This is a genomic window from Nocardia sp. NPDC004260 (assembly GCF_053603155.1).
In genome coordinates this window covers 1-16,100 of sequence record NZ_JBSGEZ010000038.1, presented here as the reverse complement: position 1 = coordinate 16,100, position 16,100 = coordinate 1, and the positions used below count along the sequence as shown (strand labels likewise).

11 protein-coding genes and 4 tRNA genes are annotated in these 16,100 nt (G+C 67.0%); 8 read left to right on the top strand and 7 right to left on the bottom strand.

The window, feature by feature from the left end:
* Nucleotides 1–188: 188 nt before the first annotated feature.
* The 5 genes from ACWEO7_RS22055 to ACWEO7_RS22035 all read right to left on the bottom strand — a co-directional run bounded on the left by ACWEO7_RS22055 (nt 189) and on the right by ACWEO7_RS22035 (nt 7,024).
* Nucleotides 189–1,955 (bottom strand): LCP family protein, encoded by a 1,767-nt coding sequence (locus ACWEO7_RS22055; protein WP_452425717.1) that lies wholly within the window; start codon nt 1,953–1,955, stop codon nt 189–191.
* A gap of 759 nt (nt 1,956–2,714) precedes the next feature.
* The gene (gene dusB, locus ACWEO7_RS22050; protein ID WP_452425814.1) at nt 2,715–3,842 is read right to left on the bottom strand and encodes a tRNA dihydrouridine synthase DusB; all 1,128 of its coding nucleotides are present in this window, start codon (nt 3,840–3,842) and stop codon (nt 2,715–2,717) included.
* Nucleotides 3,843–4,003: 161 nt separating this feature from the next.
* A complete protein-coding gene (locus ACWEO7_RS22045; protein ID WP_452425715.1) occupies nt 4,004–4,972 on the bottom strand; it encodes an acyl-ACP desaturase in 969 nt (322 codons plus the stop codon).
* 1,323 nt (nt 4,973–6,295) lie between these two features.
* Nucleotides 6,296–6,368, bottom strand: a tRNA-Lys gene (locus ACWEO7_RS22040).
* Nucleotides 6,369–6,577: 209 nt separating this feature from the next.
* Complete coding sequence (locus tag ACWEO7_RS22035) at nt 6,578–7,024, bottom strand: hypothetical protein (RefSeq protein WP_452425714.1); 447 nt, start codon at nt 7,022–7,024, stop codon at nt 6,578–6,580.
* A 197-nt stretch (nt 7,025–7,221) separates the two neighbouring features.
* Here ACWEO7_RS22035 and ACWEO7_RS22030 point away from each other — a divergent pair, with 197 nt between their 5' ends.
* From ACWEO7_RS22030 to ACWEO7_RS22000, 7 genes are all read left to right on the top strand, one after another.
* A complete protein-coding gene (locus ACWEO7_RS22030; RefSeq protein ID WP_452425712.1) occupies nt 7,222–7,923 on the top strand; it encodes a TetR family transcriptional regulator in 702 nt (233 codons plus the stop codon).
* A gap of 58 nt (nt 7,924–7,981) precedes the next feature.
* Nucleotides 7,982–8,054 (top strand) — tRNA-Glu (locus ACWEO7_RS22025).
* Between the two features lie 29 nt (nt 8,055–8,083).
* A tRNA-Asp gene (locus ACWEO7_RS22020) sits at nt 8,084–8,157 on the top strand.
* 58 nt (nt 8,158–8,215) lie between these two features.
* Nucleotides 8,216–8,289, top strand: a tRNA-Phe gene (locus ACWEO7_RS22015).
* 268 nt (nt 8,290–8,557) lie between these two features.
* Nucleotides 8,558–9,238: a GAP family protein gene (locus ACWEO7_RS22010; protein WP_452425710.1), complete on the top strand. Its 681-nt coding sequence runs from the start codon at nt 8,558–8,560 to the stop codon at nt 9,236–9,238.
* A 73-nt stretch (nt 9,239–9,311) separates the two neighbouring features.
* Entirely contained in the window at nt 9,312–9,494 is a 183-nt protein-coding gene (locus ACWEO7_RS22005; protein ID WP_355075016.1) for a hypothetical protein, read from the top strand.
* A 195-nt stretch (nt 9,495–9,689) separates the two neighbouring features.
* Complete coding sequence (locus ACWEO7_RS22000; RefSeq protein WP_228827674.1) at nt 9,690–10,409, top strand: polyprenol monophosphomannose synthase; 720 nt, start codon at nt 9,690–9,692, stop codon at nt 10,407–10,409.
* Between the two features lie 128 nt (nt 10,410–10,537).
* On the opposite strand, the gene ACWEO7_RS21995 is transcribed toward ACWEO7_RS22000, so the two are convergent.
* Both ACWEO7_RS21995 and ACWEO7_RS21990 read right to left on the bottom strand, forming a co-directional pair.
* Complete coding sequence (locus ACWEO7_RS21995; protein ID WP_452425708.1) at nt 10,538–11,947, bottom strand: HAD-IB family hydrolase; 1,410 nt, start codon at nt 11,945–11,947, stop codon at nt 10,538–10,540.
* Complete coding sequence (locus ACWEO7_RS21990) at nt 11,944–14,412, bottom strand: glycerol-3-phosphate 1-O-acyltransferase (RefSeq protein WP_452425706.1); 2,469 nt, start codon at nt 14,410–14,412, stop codon at nt 11,944–11,946. Before ACWEO7_RS21990 ends, ACWEO7_RS21995 begins: the two co-directional genes overlap by 4 nt.
* A 266-nt stretch (nt 14,413–14,678) precedes the next feature.
* On the opposite strand from ACWEO7_RS21990, the gene nbtS reads away from it, so the two are divergent.
* Nucleotides 14,679–15,989, top strand: coding sequence for a nocobactin biosynthesis salicylate synthase NbtS (gene nbtS / locus ACWEO7_RS21985; protein ID WP_452425704.1), 1,311 nt, complete (start codon nt 14,679–14,681; stop codon nt 15,987–15,989).
* Nucleotides 15,990–16,100: the final 111 nt, after the last annotated feature.

The following is a 16,100-nucleotide window of genomic DNA, read 5'->3' as shown; positions in this document are numbered from 1 at the left end:
AATGCCAAGGTGGCCGCCGCTGCGGTTGCTCCGAAGATTGATTTGCGTACCACTGACACCCCTCCATGTCGATGGTCACGTTCTCGACACTAGCAGTCACTGAACTGGAGTCCTAGCGAATATCGTTGCGGTAGAACGTGACTCGATACGTAGGACTGCGGGTGGTGCCGGCCGGTGCACCCGGTCGCCTACTTGCAGACCTCGTCGGCCGCGTTGACGTGTTCCAGGTCGGAGGGCAGGACGGCGGGCGTCGAACTCGTCGAGGTGCTCGTCGTGACGTTGGTGATCTCGTCACCGACCGGCGTCGGCGCCTTCACGGTAACGCCGTTCTTCGAGTCGCCTCCGATGACGACCTCGACGATCCCGCCCAGATCGTCGGCGGCCTCGATGGTCGCGCCGGGGATGGAGGTCGCTACGGTTGCGGCCTCGGCCTCCAGGCCGGGCGCGTAGCGGACCTTCGTCGTGGTGGAGGTGCCGTTGGCGTAGTTTCCGGTGTTGTAGATCGTGAAGCCCTGGTTGCCGAGCTTGGTGGCCGCGGTGCGCGCCAGTCCTTCGACTCCGGAACCGTTGGACACCAGCAGCGAGACAGTCGAAGGATCCACCGCCTTGTACTTGGTCGGTGTCGGAGCGGCCTGGGTCGGAGCGGGTGCGTTCGCCTGAACGGTCGGCTTCTCGCCTGGCAGAGGCTGATCGTCGCGGATCGCCTTGAAGATCGCCTTGATGTCGGATTCCCGGGGGATCTCGTTGCCGTAAGTGGTGGTACCCGCGGTCGGAACGGTGATGAAGGTGACCACGCCGGCATCGATCTTCTGCAGTGAACGTCCCAGCATCAGCAGGTCGGTCGTTTCGACCTTGTTGACCCAGGTGTGCTCGCGAAGCGCAGTGATGAAGCCGTTCAACTTACCCGGATTGAACAGAACCTTGCTGGAAAGCGTGCTGCGCAGCAGCGAAGCGAGGAAGCGTTGCTGTCGGTTGATGCGGTCGTAGTCGCTGCGCTCCTCGCCGTAGACATGCCTGGCACGCACATACTTCAGCGCGGTTTGGCCGTCGATGCGCTGCTTGCCCGGGTGCTCGAGGATGGTGCCGAGCACGTCGTCGACGAGCGGCTTGGACGCGCAGACCTCGACGCCATCGATTTGGTTGACCATCGACTCGAAACCGGCGAAGTCGATGCCGATGAAGTGATTGATCGACGCGCCGGTGAGGCGCTGAATCGTGGAGACGAGGCACATCGGGCCGCCGAGATTGTAGACGGCGTTGAGCTTGTCGCCTATGGCAGACGGGAACTTCTCGTCGGAGTATGCGTTTTTCTCGTTGTCCCACCCATTGCACTGGGGCCTGGTCACGTCCAGGTCGCGCGGGAAGGACACTACGACGACCCGACTCCGGTCCTTCGGGATGTGGACCAGCATGGTGGTGTCTGCGCGGGCACCTTCGGCGTCGTCCAAAGTGCCCGCGCCGAGCTGACCGTTGGCCCCTGCGCGTGTGTCAGTACCGACGAGCAGGTAGTTCTCGTCGCCGAGCTGGGCATTGGAATCGATGATGTCTTCTGAGTTCTCGTCGAGGGCAGAGACCTGGGTGAAGCCGTCCGTCGTCGACCGCAGGTAGCTCCAGCCGCCGCCGGTGACCAGCAGAGCGAGCACGGCGCACACTGCGCCCCCCGCCCTTCCCGCAGTCCGCAGCCGCTTGTTGCGGCGCTCCTTGGAGGCCTGCAGACGGGTCTGGGCGGTGCCGACGGGCTTCGGCTTGGCGTCTTTGCCGTCCTTGGTCGGCCAGCTCACGCCCTTGCGCTTGGCGCGAGTGGGCTCGTCGAGCGGAGGTAGGACGTCGGTGACCTCTTCGGCCTGTTCCGGTTCCGGGGGAGCGACGGGCGGTGCGGCGGATGCCGAGCGCTCGGCGGGGCGGCGGTTCGCGGGACGGGCGGCCGGCGTCGCGCCCGTGATGTCCTGGACCACCGGTGAGCTACCGGTCTGGCGTGGCGGTGGCGAGTCCGGTGCGCGCCGCGGACCAGCTGCCGCGCCGCGGCCGTTGGCGGCGGCCGGGTCGACGGGTCGGCGGGTCGGAGCTTCCGGACGTGGCTCGGCGCGGTTGATTCGGGTGGATGGCGGGCCTGCCTGCGGCGGTACCGGCTCGGGTCGGCGGCCTCGGTTCGTCGGGGGGCCCGAAATCGGTGGCGTGGGCTCGGCGCGGCGGCCTCGGCTGGGCGCGGCGGCCGGATCCGGTGGGCCGGGTTCCGCACGGCGGCCTCGGCTCGGGGCGGCGGCCGGATTCGGTGGCGTGGGCTCGGCGCGGCGGCCTCGACTCGGCGCGGCGGCCGGGTCCGGTGGCGTGGACTCCGCGCGGCGACCGCGGCGGCCGGTGCGTTCGTTGTCGACTCGATGGACGAGATCCTGAACCGTCAGGGGCGCGGAACTTTGGTCCGGAGTGGCGTCGGTATGGCGGGAACGACGAGACGTGGGTGCGGCGTCCCGGTCGGAGGAGTCCGCCGCGGGATACCGCTCCCACGGGGCGCGACCTCCGGGCCGTGGCGAACGCCCGTGCCGATCGTCACCCACCAACGAACCTCGCTTTTCGTCTTGCTTTCCGCCTGGGTCATACCGGACCGGCGGCACCGATCCCGCAATGATAACGATTCCGCCACGGCAGGCCACCCCGCGCCGAAATCGAACAGGTCACAACGGTTTGACGCCATTGTTCGCTGGGCGATTGCCGTATCACCCTCCGCTGTGCATCACATCCGCCGCGCGAGGCACCGCGGGATCGTCCGGATCGTCGAGCCAGCCGTGCGGCAGCGCGACTTTGCCCGGCGAGCCCTGCCTACCGCGCGGACCCTCCGCGTCCACCGGGAAGGGAACAGTCGGGTCGAGCTGCCCGACGAGGTCTTCCAGCTGTGCGAGGCTGCCCACGGTGGCGAACGCGCGTCGCAGGTCGGAGCCGACCGGGAAGCCCATCAGGTACCAGGCCATGTGCTTGCGCAGATCGCGCATGGCTTTCTCCTCGCCGAGATGCTCGGACAGCAGCGCGCCGTGCCGGTACAGCACCGCGCCGACCCGGCCCAGATCGGGCGCCTCCGGCAGCGGCTCACCGCGCAGCGCCGCCTGCAACTCGGCGAACAGCCACGGCCTGCCAAGGCAGCCGCGGCCGACGACCACACCGTCGCACCCGGTTTCGTCCATCATGCGGACGGCGTCGGCGGCGGAGAAGATGTCACCGTTGCCGAGCACCGGGATCGAGGTGACCGCCTCCTTGAGCCGGGCGATCGCGGTCCAGTCGGCTTGGCCCGAGTACCGCTGCGCGGCCGTGCGCGCGTGCAACGCGACCGCTCGCGCGCCTTCGGCTTCGGCGATCCGGCCCGCGTCCAGATAGGTGAGGTGGCCGTCATCGATGCCGATGCGGAACTTCACGGTGACCGGGACCCCCGCCGGTTCCGCCGCGCTCACCATGGCGCGCACGATGCTCCGGAACAGCGTCCGCTTGTACGGCAGGGCGGCGCCGCCGCCGAGGCGGGTGACCTTGGGCACGGGGCAGCCCAGGTTGAGGTCGATGTGGTCGGCCCAGCCCTCGCCGACGATGATCCGCACCGCTTCGCCGAGCGTGGCCGGGTCGACGCCGTAGAGCTGCATCGAGCGGGGATGCTCGTCGGCGTCGAAGGACATCATGTGCAGCGTCTTCTCGTTACGCTCCACCACCGCCCGCGCGGTGATCATCTCGCACACGTAGATCGAGGTCGGGCTGCCGAATTCCCGGCACAACTTGCGGAACGCCAGATTCGTGATGCCCGCCATCGGCGCGAGCACGACCGGCGGATCGACCGGATACGGCCCTATCCGCAGTTTCGTCATCGCCTCGGTAGTCATCGTCACGCCGACCAGTGTCTCATTTGCGCACGTAAGTCGGCCGGAGCGGGTCGTTCACCCGGTGCGCATGTCGCGCGCCACCGGGCCGTGCGCACCGGCGCCGCCCTCGGTCTCCCGGGGCGGCGCCTGCTGTTGTTCCGCGGGTTCTATACGGAGCTGCCGACCATCGCGCGGTCGCGCTTGGCGGCCTCGCGGGCGAGCATCCGATCGCGCTGTTCCTCGAACTTGATGACGTCCTTGCCCAGCTTGTCCAGGAACAGGCCGAGGCGCTCGCGGACCGCCTCGCCGCGGGCGGTGAAGTCGGTGCGGTCGAAGATGTTCCACTTCTTCAGCACCGGCTGGACCACTTCCTCCAGGTGCTGGCGGAGATCGTAGATGCCGTGCTTGGCCATCAGCACGCCGTTGCGGCGGAAGTTGGGCATGCCGGCGCCCGGCATCTGGAAGTTCTCCAGGATCAGGGTGATCGCCTCGATCGCCTGGTCGGGAGACAGGTCGAGGGCGGCACCGCACATGTTGCGGTAGAAGATCATGTGCAGGTTCTCGTCGGCGGCGACGCGCTGCAGCATGCGATCGGCGATCGGGTCGTCACAGACCTTGCCGGTGTTGCGGTGGCTGACCCGGGTGGCCAGTTCCTGGAAGGTGACGTACGCGACGGAATGCAGGAAGCCCGCGTCGGCTTCCGCAGGGGAGGCGAAGCCGTTGGTCATGTGGACCATCCTGGCTTCCTCGAGCGCGACCGGATCGACGCCGCGGGTCACGACCAGGTAGTCCCGCATCACGATGCCGTGCCGGTTCTCTTCGGCGGTCCAGCGGCCGACCCAGGTACCCCACGCGCCGTCCTGAGAGAAATTCTCGGCGATCTCGCGGTGGTAAGACGGCAGGTTGTCCTCGGTGAGCAGGTTCGTGATCATGGCCGCCTTCGCGACCTCATTGAGGCGGGACTGCTCCGGATCCCAGTCCACGCCACCGAGTGCCGCGAAATTGCGGCCGTCGTCCCACGGGACGTAGTCGTGCGGGTGCCATTCCTTTGCCAGGGAGAGGTGCCGGTTGACGTTTTCTTCGGCAACCGGCTCCAACTCCGTCAGCAGCTCGAGTTGAGTCAGATCCCTTGCCATGTATGAACCCTTCAGTGTGTGCTTCCGGTCGTGCAGGTCAATCCCAAGGTAGACCGATACCGATGCGGCCATACCTTACGGCACCGTAGGTGTGATGCGAAACGCATCCGTTAGGCGATCGATGCTCTGGTGATCCACCTCATACGACCTCTTCGCCGTTCGGTGATCTCCATGAGTGTATGGGCTCTAACCGCTGCAATGGGTCTATCGACGCGGTGATAGAAGCGTTAGCCGTACGTGGGCGAACGCACAAGGGCGGCCAGGTGGCCGATATGGGATCGAAACGCACTGGTTCTGCGCGTGTCGGCGAACTGCGGTGAGCCTAGCTGCGACGTTCCTGTGAATCGGTGCCTACGACGCCCTCCGCGGAGAGCGGTCGAGAGGTCGGCACCCGGGGAAGTGCGTAGGCGTGATGGCGGGATCGCGGCATGTGTCTCCCGCGCGCCACGCCCTCGAGTTTCGTGACGCCCTGCGCGATCGAGCCGGCGATCCGCGATGGATCGCGGTGCAATCGGGGTCTCCGATCTCCACCCATCGCCTCCGAAGGTCAACGCCTTCATGCCCTCTTCCCCGGTCGCGCACTCGTCGGATCTTCGTAGGCTTTTCATCCCCGATCGCGACGGCGGTCGACTGCGCATCGCGCTACGCCGACAACCCTGTCCTTCTATACGAATGCGCCGCCCGGCGGCGCATGCCACTGCCCTCGGCACTATCGGGTCATAGCGCCATGGATTGTTCATGGAGTAACGAAGCATCCGGGCCTTCAGCTGTGCCGTCGTGACCCGATGGTTGTCCTGCGCCGCGAATTCTCCGTATGTATCTACTGTGCAAGCCGAGCTGTCATCGGCTTTTCCGCCGACCGGCGTACACCCGCGATCAAGCGGATATCACAACCGGCGCATGACCGACCGATACGCGAGACGCGATCTCTCTAGTCGGCGAATGCCCTATGCGAGGTAACTGTGCTGTTCGTCACAATCCAACCGGTACGCCACTGATGCCACTCCACCGTGGTGACCCCTATGGCTGTTCGGGGATGACCGGCGATGTCGCTCCGGCCGAGGTTCCTGCTCCGCACCGCTCGCACCGTCCACGGCGACGACTGTGCACTCCGCGACCGGTGAAACGTGATCGGGGAGCGGTGTAGCCCTTCTCGCCGCCGAGCGCGCTCCCCGGACGCCGCCACCGGCGAAGCGTTGCGTGCGGCACCAGGTAATAGAGCCTCGACGCGGCGATTCCACTGCCGTATGGCCGGCGCCGCGCGGCGGAGAACTCCGGGAAAGCAGGTCGGGCGCCCGGAGCAATCCGGACGCCCGACCTTTGTGCCCCCAGTAGGGCTCGAACCTACGACCTGCGGATTAAAAGTCCGTAGCTCTACCAACTGAGCTATAGGGGCGCGGAGCAACAGTGTAGTGCGGGCGGGGGCGTATGCCCCAATCGGGGGAGTTCGTGGCGGCGGGCGGGCTGGATGGGTGGGGCGGCGTGGCGGACCCGGTGGGGCGGGCGGACGCGGGGAGATGGGTAACGCGGTGTGCGCGGTGGGCGATGCAGGCGGTAAACACTTGGCACCCAGCTTTGTTCATCTTAGCTGGATCTGGATATCATTCAAACATGTTGGCTGGCAATGTCTTTGGATTTGCAGAGGTGAACGGCTGTGGCCGGGGAAGGCGTGAAGGACGGGTTGGCGGGCGGAACGTGGGCGGCGGCCGGTCGTCCGGGTTGTCGGTCGGCGCGCGTGAACAACCCTGAGCCGCTGGTGAATTCGCGCACCCTCCGGATGAGTGGATCAGGTTGCCGAACATTTGCCGTAACAGAAAACGGAATCGGATGGCTACCTGACTCCTCGGTTTGCCGCGTGTCGGATCGGGATTCCGGGTACGGTGACGCCTTGGTGAATTCCGAAAGAATCGTCGACTCGGTCGGCGTCACGGAATTCGTATTGTCGTTGCTGTGTCCGAAGGCGCCGCGGTCGGCCCGGCCGGCCACGGCTCGACGGAACTCGATGCCGCAGGAGGAGGCACGTTCGAAACGAAGAAATGCCCGGATGCGCACCCCCTGCGGCGCACCCGGGCAGGCAAACTATACCAGCTGGTGTGTTTCAGGTTTTTAGGGCGTTTTCGTACCGAAAGTCTGCAATCGGTCGGAAACCGGGTTCCACGTATTGATAAAACTCATGAATTCGCGCCGAGGGTCCGTTCCTCCTGGGGTGGCTGATTGGCGGCGAGTAAGGCTTCGGAGGCGTTTCGAGCATGGCACGGCAGCAAGAGCGGGCGCGCCGGACACGGGCGGCGATTATCAGGTCCGCCGCCGTTGAGTTCGGGAAGAGCGGCTATGCCGCTGCATCGCTCAACCGCATATTGGAAGGATCGCGTGCCACCAAGGGCGCCATGTACTTCCATTTCGATTCGAAGGAAGACCTGGCACGCGCGGTGTTGGAGACCGCGGTGGAACGCTACCGCGCCTCCGCCGAGCGCTGGCTGGCGCGAACCGATCTCAGCCCGCTGGACATCCTGCACGGGGTGGTCGACGAGATCGCGCTGCGACTTGAGCACGACATCATCGTGCAGGCCGAGTACCGCCTGATCATCGAACCGGACTTCTATCGGGACGTGCAGGCCGGTGGCGGCCGCATCCTCGGCCGCACCACCAGGGTGCTCACCGTCCGCGCGATCGACCACGGGCAGCTGCGCGCGGACGCCGATCCCGACCGGTTCACCCGCACGCTCGCCGCAGCACTGGCCGGTCAGCGGTACATGGTGGATCTGCTCGGCGGGCAGGTCGATCTGCGGGCGCGGTTCGAGGAGGCGCTCGAGGTCGTGATGGAGGCGATGGCTACCCCGGAATGGCTGGAGAAGTTCCGCAGCGACGGGTGGCGTGCCCACGCGCGCTTGGAAGAGCTCGGTTTGAGCCTCTTACCAGCCGGTTTGGGATTCGAGTCCGGTCTGTCATAAGCTATCCCAGCTCCCAACGGACAGCCGTTGAAAGCCGGTCCGGAGAAATCCGGGACGAGCCCCCTTCGTCTAGCGGCCTAGGACGCCGCCCTTTCAAGGCGGTAGCGCGGGTTCGAATCCCGTAGGGGGTACGATCCATGGATCGTTGGTAGCAGAGCATGGCCCTGTGGCGCAGTTGGTTAGCGCGCCGCCCTGTCACGGCGGAGGTCGCGGGTTCGAGTCCCGTCAGGGTCGCAAGTAAGCGCCGGAGATATCCGGCGTTTCGCGTATGGCATTCACTTCGGGTGCCTGCGGCCAGGTAGCTCAGTTGGTACGAGCGTCCGCCTGAAAAGCGGAAGGTCGCCGGTTCGATCCCGGCCCTGGCCACCTTCACTTGTTGGCGAGCCCTGTTCACGGAGAGCGTGAGCCGGGCTCGTTTCGTTATGTGGTCAATTCCTGCTCTACGGGTCTGCGTCGGCCGACTTTCTTGCTTGGTGGCTTCCTTCGTCCGCGCGGGCGGACGGCTGATCGTCGTCCGGTGTGGCGTTGCTCTCTGCGCGCTGACCGCTCGATTCGATATGGCGAATCGCACAGTCGCGCACCGGGGTTCGGGATTGCGCGGTTGCTTGTAGGGCGCGGGTAGGCTGGCGCGGCCATGTGGATCCTTCTCCTCGCTCTCGCGGGGTTCGCCTTCCTCGACTCACTCGACCTGCTGCTGATCGGCGTCACCACGGCGGTGGTCTACGACAGCAGATTGAGCCGTCGCTCGCCGCTGGTGAGCGGTTTGAGCTTGCTGGCGGGCGTCTTCGCCGTCACCACCGCCTTCGGCATCTGCACGATCCTGGGGATCGGTTTTCTGACCGATCTGTTCGACTTCGAGGTCACGCCGACGGTGCGGTATTGGGGAGAACTCCTCGCGGGGGTGGTGCTGATCGCTCTCGCGAGTATTCGAATGGCCGGTACGGCGACCCCGGAGCGGGCGAGCGCGCTACGGCGACGACCGTGGGTGCTCGCCGGCCTCGGCGTGGCGATCGGCATCGCACAGGCGCCGACCGCGGTTCCCTATCTGGCCGGACTCGCGATGATCTCCGCACGGAATCCGCTACCGACGTTGTGGCCGCTGATCGTGGTCGCGTATTGCGCGTTGGCATTGCTGCCGCCGCTGGTGATACTCGGCCTCGCGACGCGGCGTACGACCGGCGCGCGGCGGATGTATCGGAAAATCGTTCGCATTATCAGCTCGTACGGACCTGCTTCGGTGCGCGTACTCTTCGCGATCTTCGGTGTGGTCGTCCTGTGCCACGCGCTCGTCCATTACCGAAGCCTCTGGCCGTGAATTGCGGAGTCCGGGCAACGGATGGCGAACGGAAAAGCGATTGAGCGGTGGTGTTCGGTGGGATGCTGGAGGTATGGCTGAGCGCTGGTATTACTGCTTGAAGCACAATCGGGCCGAGCAAGGGCGGCAGTGCTGGTTCCGCGACCGGATGGGGCCGTACCCGGACAAAGCGACGGCCGAGCGCGCGCTGGAGATCGCGCACGCGCGCAACGAGCGGGAAGACGCCCGGGATCGGGCCTGGCGGGACGGGGAGTGACGCGCCCCTGGTGTTCCCCCGGGCGGTGAAGTTGATCTTGAGCCGCAGGTCGAGGGCTCGGACCGCGTCACACCGGGTGCGGCCGCTCAGGTCGCGATCAGGTGTATCGAGTACGGTTCTCCAGAACTCGACGAATGCTCGGAGGTCCTGGCGTGGGCTGCGAGCGGAAACCAGGATCAGCAGGGAGGGCGACCCTTGAGGGTTACCGTTGTTGTGCCGACCTACAACGAGCGGGAAAATCTGCCGGTTGCGGTGGAGCGGTTGACCGCGCTGCCGGTGCCCGACCTGCACGTACTCGTGGTGGACGACAGCTCGCCGGACGGCACCGGCGAGGTGGCCGACAAGCTCGCCGCCGAACTGCCGAACGTGGTCGGTGTGCTGCACCGGACCGAGAAGGACGGACTCGGCCGGGCATACGTCGCGGGCATCACTCGGGCGCTGGACGAGGGCGCGGACGTCGTGATCCAGATGGACGCCGACCTGTCGCACCCCGCCGAAGTCATCCCGGCCATGCTGGAGAAGCTCTCCGGCACCGACGCGGGCGTCGTGCTGGGTTCGCGTTACGTTCCCGGCGGCTCGACCGCCGCGGAATGGAAGTGGTACCGCAAGGCGCTCTCGGCCTGGGCCAATTTCTACGTGAACCTCATCCTGCGCTTGGGCGTCAAGGACGCCACCGCGGGCTTCAAGGCGTGGAAGGCCGACACCCTGCGCGCCATCGACGTGGCCTCCATCCGCAGCAACGGGTATTCGTTCCAGGTGGAGATGAACTACCGGACCATCAAGAAGGGGATCGCGATCGCCGAGGTCCCGATCCGCTTCGAGGAGCGGACGCTCGGCGCGTCCAAGATGAGCCTGAAGGTGCAGCTCGAGTCGGCGCTCATGCCGTGGAAGCTGCTGTTCGGCCGCGCGGTCTGAGCTTCGGCCCACGGGTCCCGCTTCTCGACGGAGCGGGGCTGGATGTGTCGGTCCACAACTAGGGACAGAGCGCGGCCAGGGTGAGCGGCCACACGACCGGCGGCCGTCGTGGCGCGACGCCGTGCCGATCAGTGCGGCCAATTCAGTAGCGTGTCTACGAACAGCTGGCGGACCAGCTCCACGTTGTCGTCCAGATCACCCGGCTCCCACGCGCTGACGTCGATCGGGTCGAGTATCGCCACGTCGACTGTTCCTGGCCGGGCGACCATCGCATTGCGCCAGCAGATCTCGCCCGCGTTCCGGATGACAACCGGGATCACCGGCACGCCCGCCTGCATGGCGATGTGGAATGCGCCCTTCTTGAACGGCCCGACTTCGGGGGTGTAGGAACGGGTGCCTTCCGGAGCCACCGCGACCGACAAGCCACCGCGCAGGGTCTCCACCACCGGCCGCAGCGCCGCCTTGGCCTGAGCGGTGTTCGCGCGGTCGATGAACGTCACGCCGACGAAGCGCATGAGCGGCCCGAAGACCGGATTCTTGGTCAGTTCCTTCTTACCGATCGCGGTCACCCCGCCGCCGAGCACTTCGGGCACGATGATGATGTCGAACTGGCTCTGATGGTTGAACAGGAAGACCGCGGGCCGCGGCGATCTCGCGTGCTCGCCGCCGGTGACCCGCACGCGCACGCCCGCGATGCGCAGGGTGTTGCGCGCCGCGTGCGCCATCAGCGCGTCGGCCATCCGCTGCCGGTCCCGGGTGGGCGCTTTCGACGCGACGCCGAACAGCGCGCCCCCGAGCAGCCCGGCGAATCCCGCGGCGGTGCGTACGTAATCACTCGCCCGCGGCGCGCGGCGCGGCCGGAACGTCAACGTGGCCCAGTGCTGCCGGTCGGCGGCGCCGCTGAGCGCGTCGTCGGCGTTCACCGCCACCGGATGCCCCACCAGCGACAGCATGGGCAGGTCGGCGATCGAGTCGGCGTAGGCGTAGCTGTGCTCGAGATCCAGTTGGTGCGCGGCGGCGAATGTAGCCACCGCCTCGGCTTTGCCGTTGTGCCACAGCGTCTTCCCATCGGGATGGCCGGTGAGCACACCGCCGCTGGTGGCCATGGGCGTGTACAGCACGTGCTCGATGCCCAATTGCGCCGCCGCCGGTACCACCTGGAATCGGGTCAGTGAGCTGACCAGCACGATGGTGTGCCCGGCTGCTCGGTGGGTGCGGATCAGTTCCCAAGCTTCGGGATACAGGTACCCGTAGACGGTGCGCTGGAACAGGCGTCTGCCCAGGTCGTCCAACTCCTGTTCGGAGCGTCCGGCCAGCGCCTCGGACAACTCGCGCAGGAACCGGCTGTATTCGCCGTCGGTCATGTGATCGCGGATGCCGCCGAGCAGCACATCGGCGGGCTTGCGGCGCAGCCGGCGCGATTTCGGGGCGTCGATGACCGTACCGCCGAAATCGAAGATCGCGGCGACCGCGCCGCCTTGCGGACCGGAGCGGATGGCGGCGAGCGCGGCGTCGAGGTCCGCGCGCGCGTCGGTCACCACGCCTCCCGATTGGATGGATCCAGCGTGGCGGCCTGCGCGATGCGGGCGCCGATGGTGCGTAGGCGCTCGGCGAATTCGTTCCTTCGCCCGATCAACTCGGCGCGGCGCTCCTCCGGCTCGTCGTCGGACACTGTCTCCAGCAGGCCGTAGTTGTCGGCGAGCTTCAGCGCGCTGGTGAACAGCTCGGTCGAGACCGACTCCGGGCTGTGCAACCGCTGCTGCAGCATCATCTGCTTGCCGACCGCCACACATTCGGTGATGAACTCCTTGCGGTCGATCTCGTCGCCCGCGTCCCGGGCGGCCAGCCGTTCGGCCACCACCAACTGCGCGTCGATGAACGAGCGCAGCACGCGGTGGGCCATGGTGAACCCGGAGGCGGTGAGTCTTGCCAGGATGTCCGAGCTGAGGGTGTCGCTGCGGGTATGGCTGTACCAGTCCGGATCGACCAGCAGCATTTCCGCGACCATCTGATCGGCGAACTCGCCGCGATCGGGGAAGAAGAACTCGAATTTCAGGAGGTCGCGCAGCCGGAATGCCTCGTCCCACCCTGTCTTCAGGGGGTCGGCGTCGCCGTTGTCGACCCCGGCCAGGATGGAAAGCTCGAGGATGGCGCGGTTGACGAACCAGTGCACGGCGCTGTTGCGGTAGAAGGCGGCCTCGAGATGCGCCCCGGGCTCGATCGAGTACACCGGCTCGACCCCGCCGCGATACACCGTGACGACCTTGGCCAGCGAAAGCTGTTCCAGCACGACGGCCAGGCCCTGTGCGTCGCGCAGCGCGTCGAGTTCGCCGCCCGGCAGCTCACGCTTGTCGATATAGCCGAGCACCGGGTTGAGCACCGTGCGCACCTCGCCGAGGGTGAGGGCGCGCCCGTCCACGCCCAGCAGAGCCAGGGTGACCAGCGCGCTGACGGTGATCGGGGTGACCGCGTTGATGCCGACCGCGACTTCGAACGCGAGCCGCTGCACGGCCTTTCGTTCCAGTTCGGCGATTTCCGGCGGTTCGCTGTCGACGACCCCGGCTTCCGTGCGCGGCGCCGGAATCGGCTCGGTATGGTGCAGCGGGATGGTCAGCGGCGGCGCGGTGAGCGGGTCGCCATGTGCGGCAAGACGATCGCGGGCCGACAGCGGCTCCCCGAAGCGGACGTACACGTGCCCGGCGGAGTGCTGCTGGCTGCGGATGTAGCGCGCCAGCCAGGTCAGGCCCTCCGGTTTCTTCTTGCCGCCCTCCTGCTCGGTGGCGATGGCGCCGAGCTCGTTGAGCCGCTCGTAGGTGATCGAGACCGGAACCAGCATGACGTCATCGACGCGGTTGGAACGGACCGCCGCGGCGAGGTAGTTCAGCAAGCCGTAGCGCGGGGGCCGCAGCTTGCCGGTGCGGGTGCGGCCGCCCTCGAAGTACCACTCCAGGTTGAAGCGCTTGGCCAGCAGGTAGGCGAAGTACTCCTCGACGACGGCCTTGTAGACCTCGTCGTCGCCGAAACTGCGCCGGATGAACACCGTTCCGGTGCGCCGGGCGATCGGGCCCATCGGCCAGAAGCTGAGGTTCGCGCCGCCGATCACGTGGTTCGGTGGGAAGTCGTTGCGGGCCAGCACGTCTCCCAGTACGAACGCGTCGACGTACGAGCGGTGCGAAGGCAGGAACACCAGCGGAAAGCGGCGGTTCAGGTCGCGCAAGCCGGTCAGGCCGGACTCGTCGAAGTCCACATTCCAGGTCGAAGCGTGGACCGGGCGCATGGCCTGGGTGAACAGGTCGGAAACCAGTCTGCTCTGGGCGGCGACGAGTTCGTTGAGCGCTTTCTCCGCGCGCCGGTACACCTCGTGCGGGCTCGCCCCGATCTGATCGGCGATGACTTCCAGCCTGCGCAGGAAGTCGGGTGAGTCGAGGATCTCCTCCGCGACCAGCTTGGGCACCTTGTACCGGTCGCCGATGATGGTGCGCTCGGCGCGTTCCAGCGCCACCACCGCCGCGCGCACGACGGCGCGGGCGAACGGTTCGGCGGTGCCCTTGTCGTAGAGCGCCGAAGCCTCCGGATTGTTCACGCGCAACTCGCTGAGCCGGGCCGGCGCGCCGGTCAGCACGACGTGCCGGTCCGGTGACTTGGACACCAGCTTGCGCTGTACCAGCCGATTGGGCTTGCGCGGGTTGGTCAGCAGGGCGAGATCGCCGAAGGTGACACGGCGTACGCCGTCACGTTCCTGCGGCAGCCACAGCACGCGGATCGGCACCACCAGCGGATCGTCGCGCCTGCCGACCAGCCGTGCGGCGACGGCGCCCGCGTCCAGATCCAGCTGGGTGACCGGCGCGTCGGTACCGAACTCGGCGCTGATCCCGCCGTCGGCGAGCCACTTGCCGACGAGTTCGCGTTCCACTCCGGAGGCGGCGTCGATCAGGGCCACCACCGATCGCGGTGTGGTCCCGGGCCGGATTGTCGCGGGTGAATCGCCGCGGTGATCGATCATCGATGTTCTTCCCTCCGCAGGTGGCGCTTCCCACTATTCAATCCCGGCGGGTCTGTTCCGCGCAGGCAGTCGGCGCAGCGAGTTCGTGTGCGGGCGCCGACGATGTGAACGGCGCAAGCCCGGACGAAAGAACTCGGTAGGCGCGAACCATCCAGCTCGAAGCGATTTCTCGGCGTCGCGTTGTGGCCGCGAGCACACCGGCACGATGAAGAGGTAATGCTAACCTTACCTCCACAAGTTAGGCCAGGGTTACCTTTGGAGGATCGTTGTCGACCACGGAACGCCTGCGGGTTGAGTATGTGACCGATCCGGCGGCAGCGATGTCCCGGCTGGCGGGGGCGGATCGGTTCGGCGAGTACGTGATGTACGAGCGTCCGGGGGAATGGGTGTTCGCCGCCGATCCGCTCGGCAGTGTCGAACTGGATGTGCGAGAGCTGCGCGTCACCTGGCAAGGGGAGACCACGACCAGCCGGTGGGATGGCAATCCGGCGGCGGTGATCGACCGCGCGCTCGGCGCGCTGCCCCTCGACGGGCGGAATGCCTACGGCTGGATCGGATTCGAGTTCTGCGCGTGGGCGCTCGACGCCACGGAGCACCTCGATTCGCGCACCGCATTGGCGCACCTGATGGTTCCCCGCATCGAGGTCAGGGTGGGCGAATTCGGCATCCGGGTATCGGGTGCGACGCCGTCGGAGATCGCGGACATTCACGAGCTGATCGCGCAGTCGCAGAACACCGGACTGCCGCAGGCGCATCCGGCCGACATCCGCATCGACCCCACCGGCTACCGGAACCGGGTGGCCGAGGCGGTCGGCGAGATCCGGGACGGGCGTTATCAGAAGGTCATCCTGTCCAGGAAAGTCGATCTGCCGTTCGCCGTGGATGTTCCGGCGACCTATCGGCTCGGGCGCGCGCACAACACTCCGGCACGGTCGTTCCTGCTGCGGCTCGGCGGCCTGGAAGCGGCGGGCTTCAGTCCGGAACTGGTCGCGTCGGTGGACGACGATCGGGTGGTGACCACCGAGCCGCTGGCGGGCACCCGCGCGTTCGGCCGCGGCGCCGCGGCCGATCTCGCCGCCAGGGCCGATCTGATCACCGATCCGAAAGAGATCGTGGAACACGCAATTTCGGTGCAGACCTCGTTCGCGGAGATCACGGCGGTCGCCGATCCCGGCACCCCCGCGGTGTCGGACTTCATGGCCGTGCGTGAGCGTGGCAGCGTGCAGCATCTGGCGTCCACAGTGCGCGGGCGGCTGGCCGCGCACCGGTCCAGCTGGGACGCGCTGGAGGTGCTGTTCCCGTCGGTGACCGCCTCGGGAATCCCCAAGCGGGAAGGCGTCGACTCGGTGTTCCGGCTCGATCACGACCCGCGCGGGCTGTACTCCGGTGCGGTGGTGACCGTTGCGCCGACCGGTGCGCTGGAGGCGACCCTGGTGCTGCGCGCGGTGTACCAGAACGCGGAGGGAGCCTGGTTGCGCGCGGGCGCGGGCATCGTCGGTCAGTCCCGGCCGGAGCGTGAGTTCGAGGAGACCTGCGAGAAGCTGGGCAGCATCGCGCCATACGTCGTCAAGGCGTAGGGCGTCGATCTAGGACCAATGCCGCTCACATAAGGGTTTGACCTGGTCGTCAAATTTGCGAACCGGTCGGTGGGTGAGGCGGAGTCGGTTGTGTCGCTTCAGTTGCGTGTC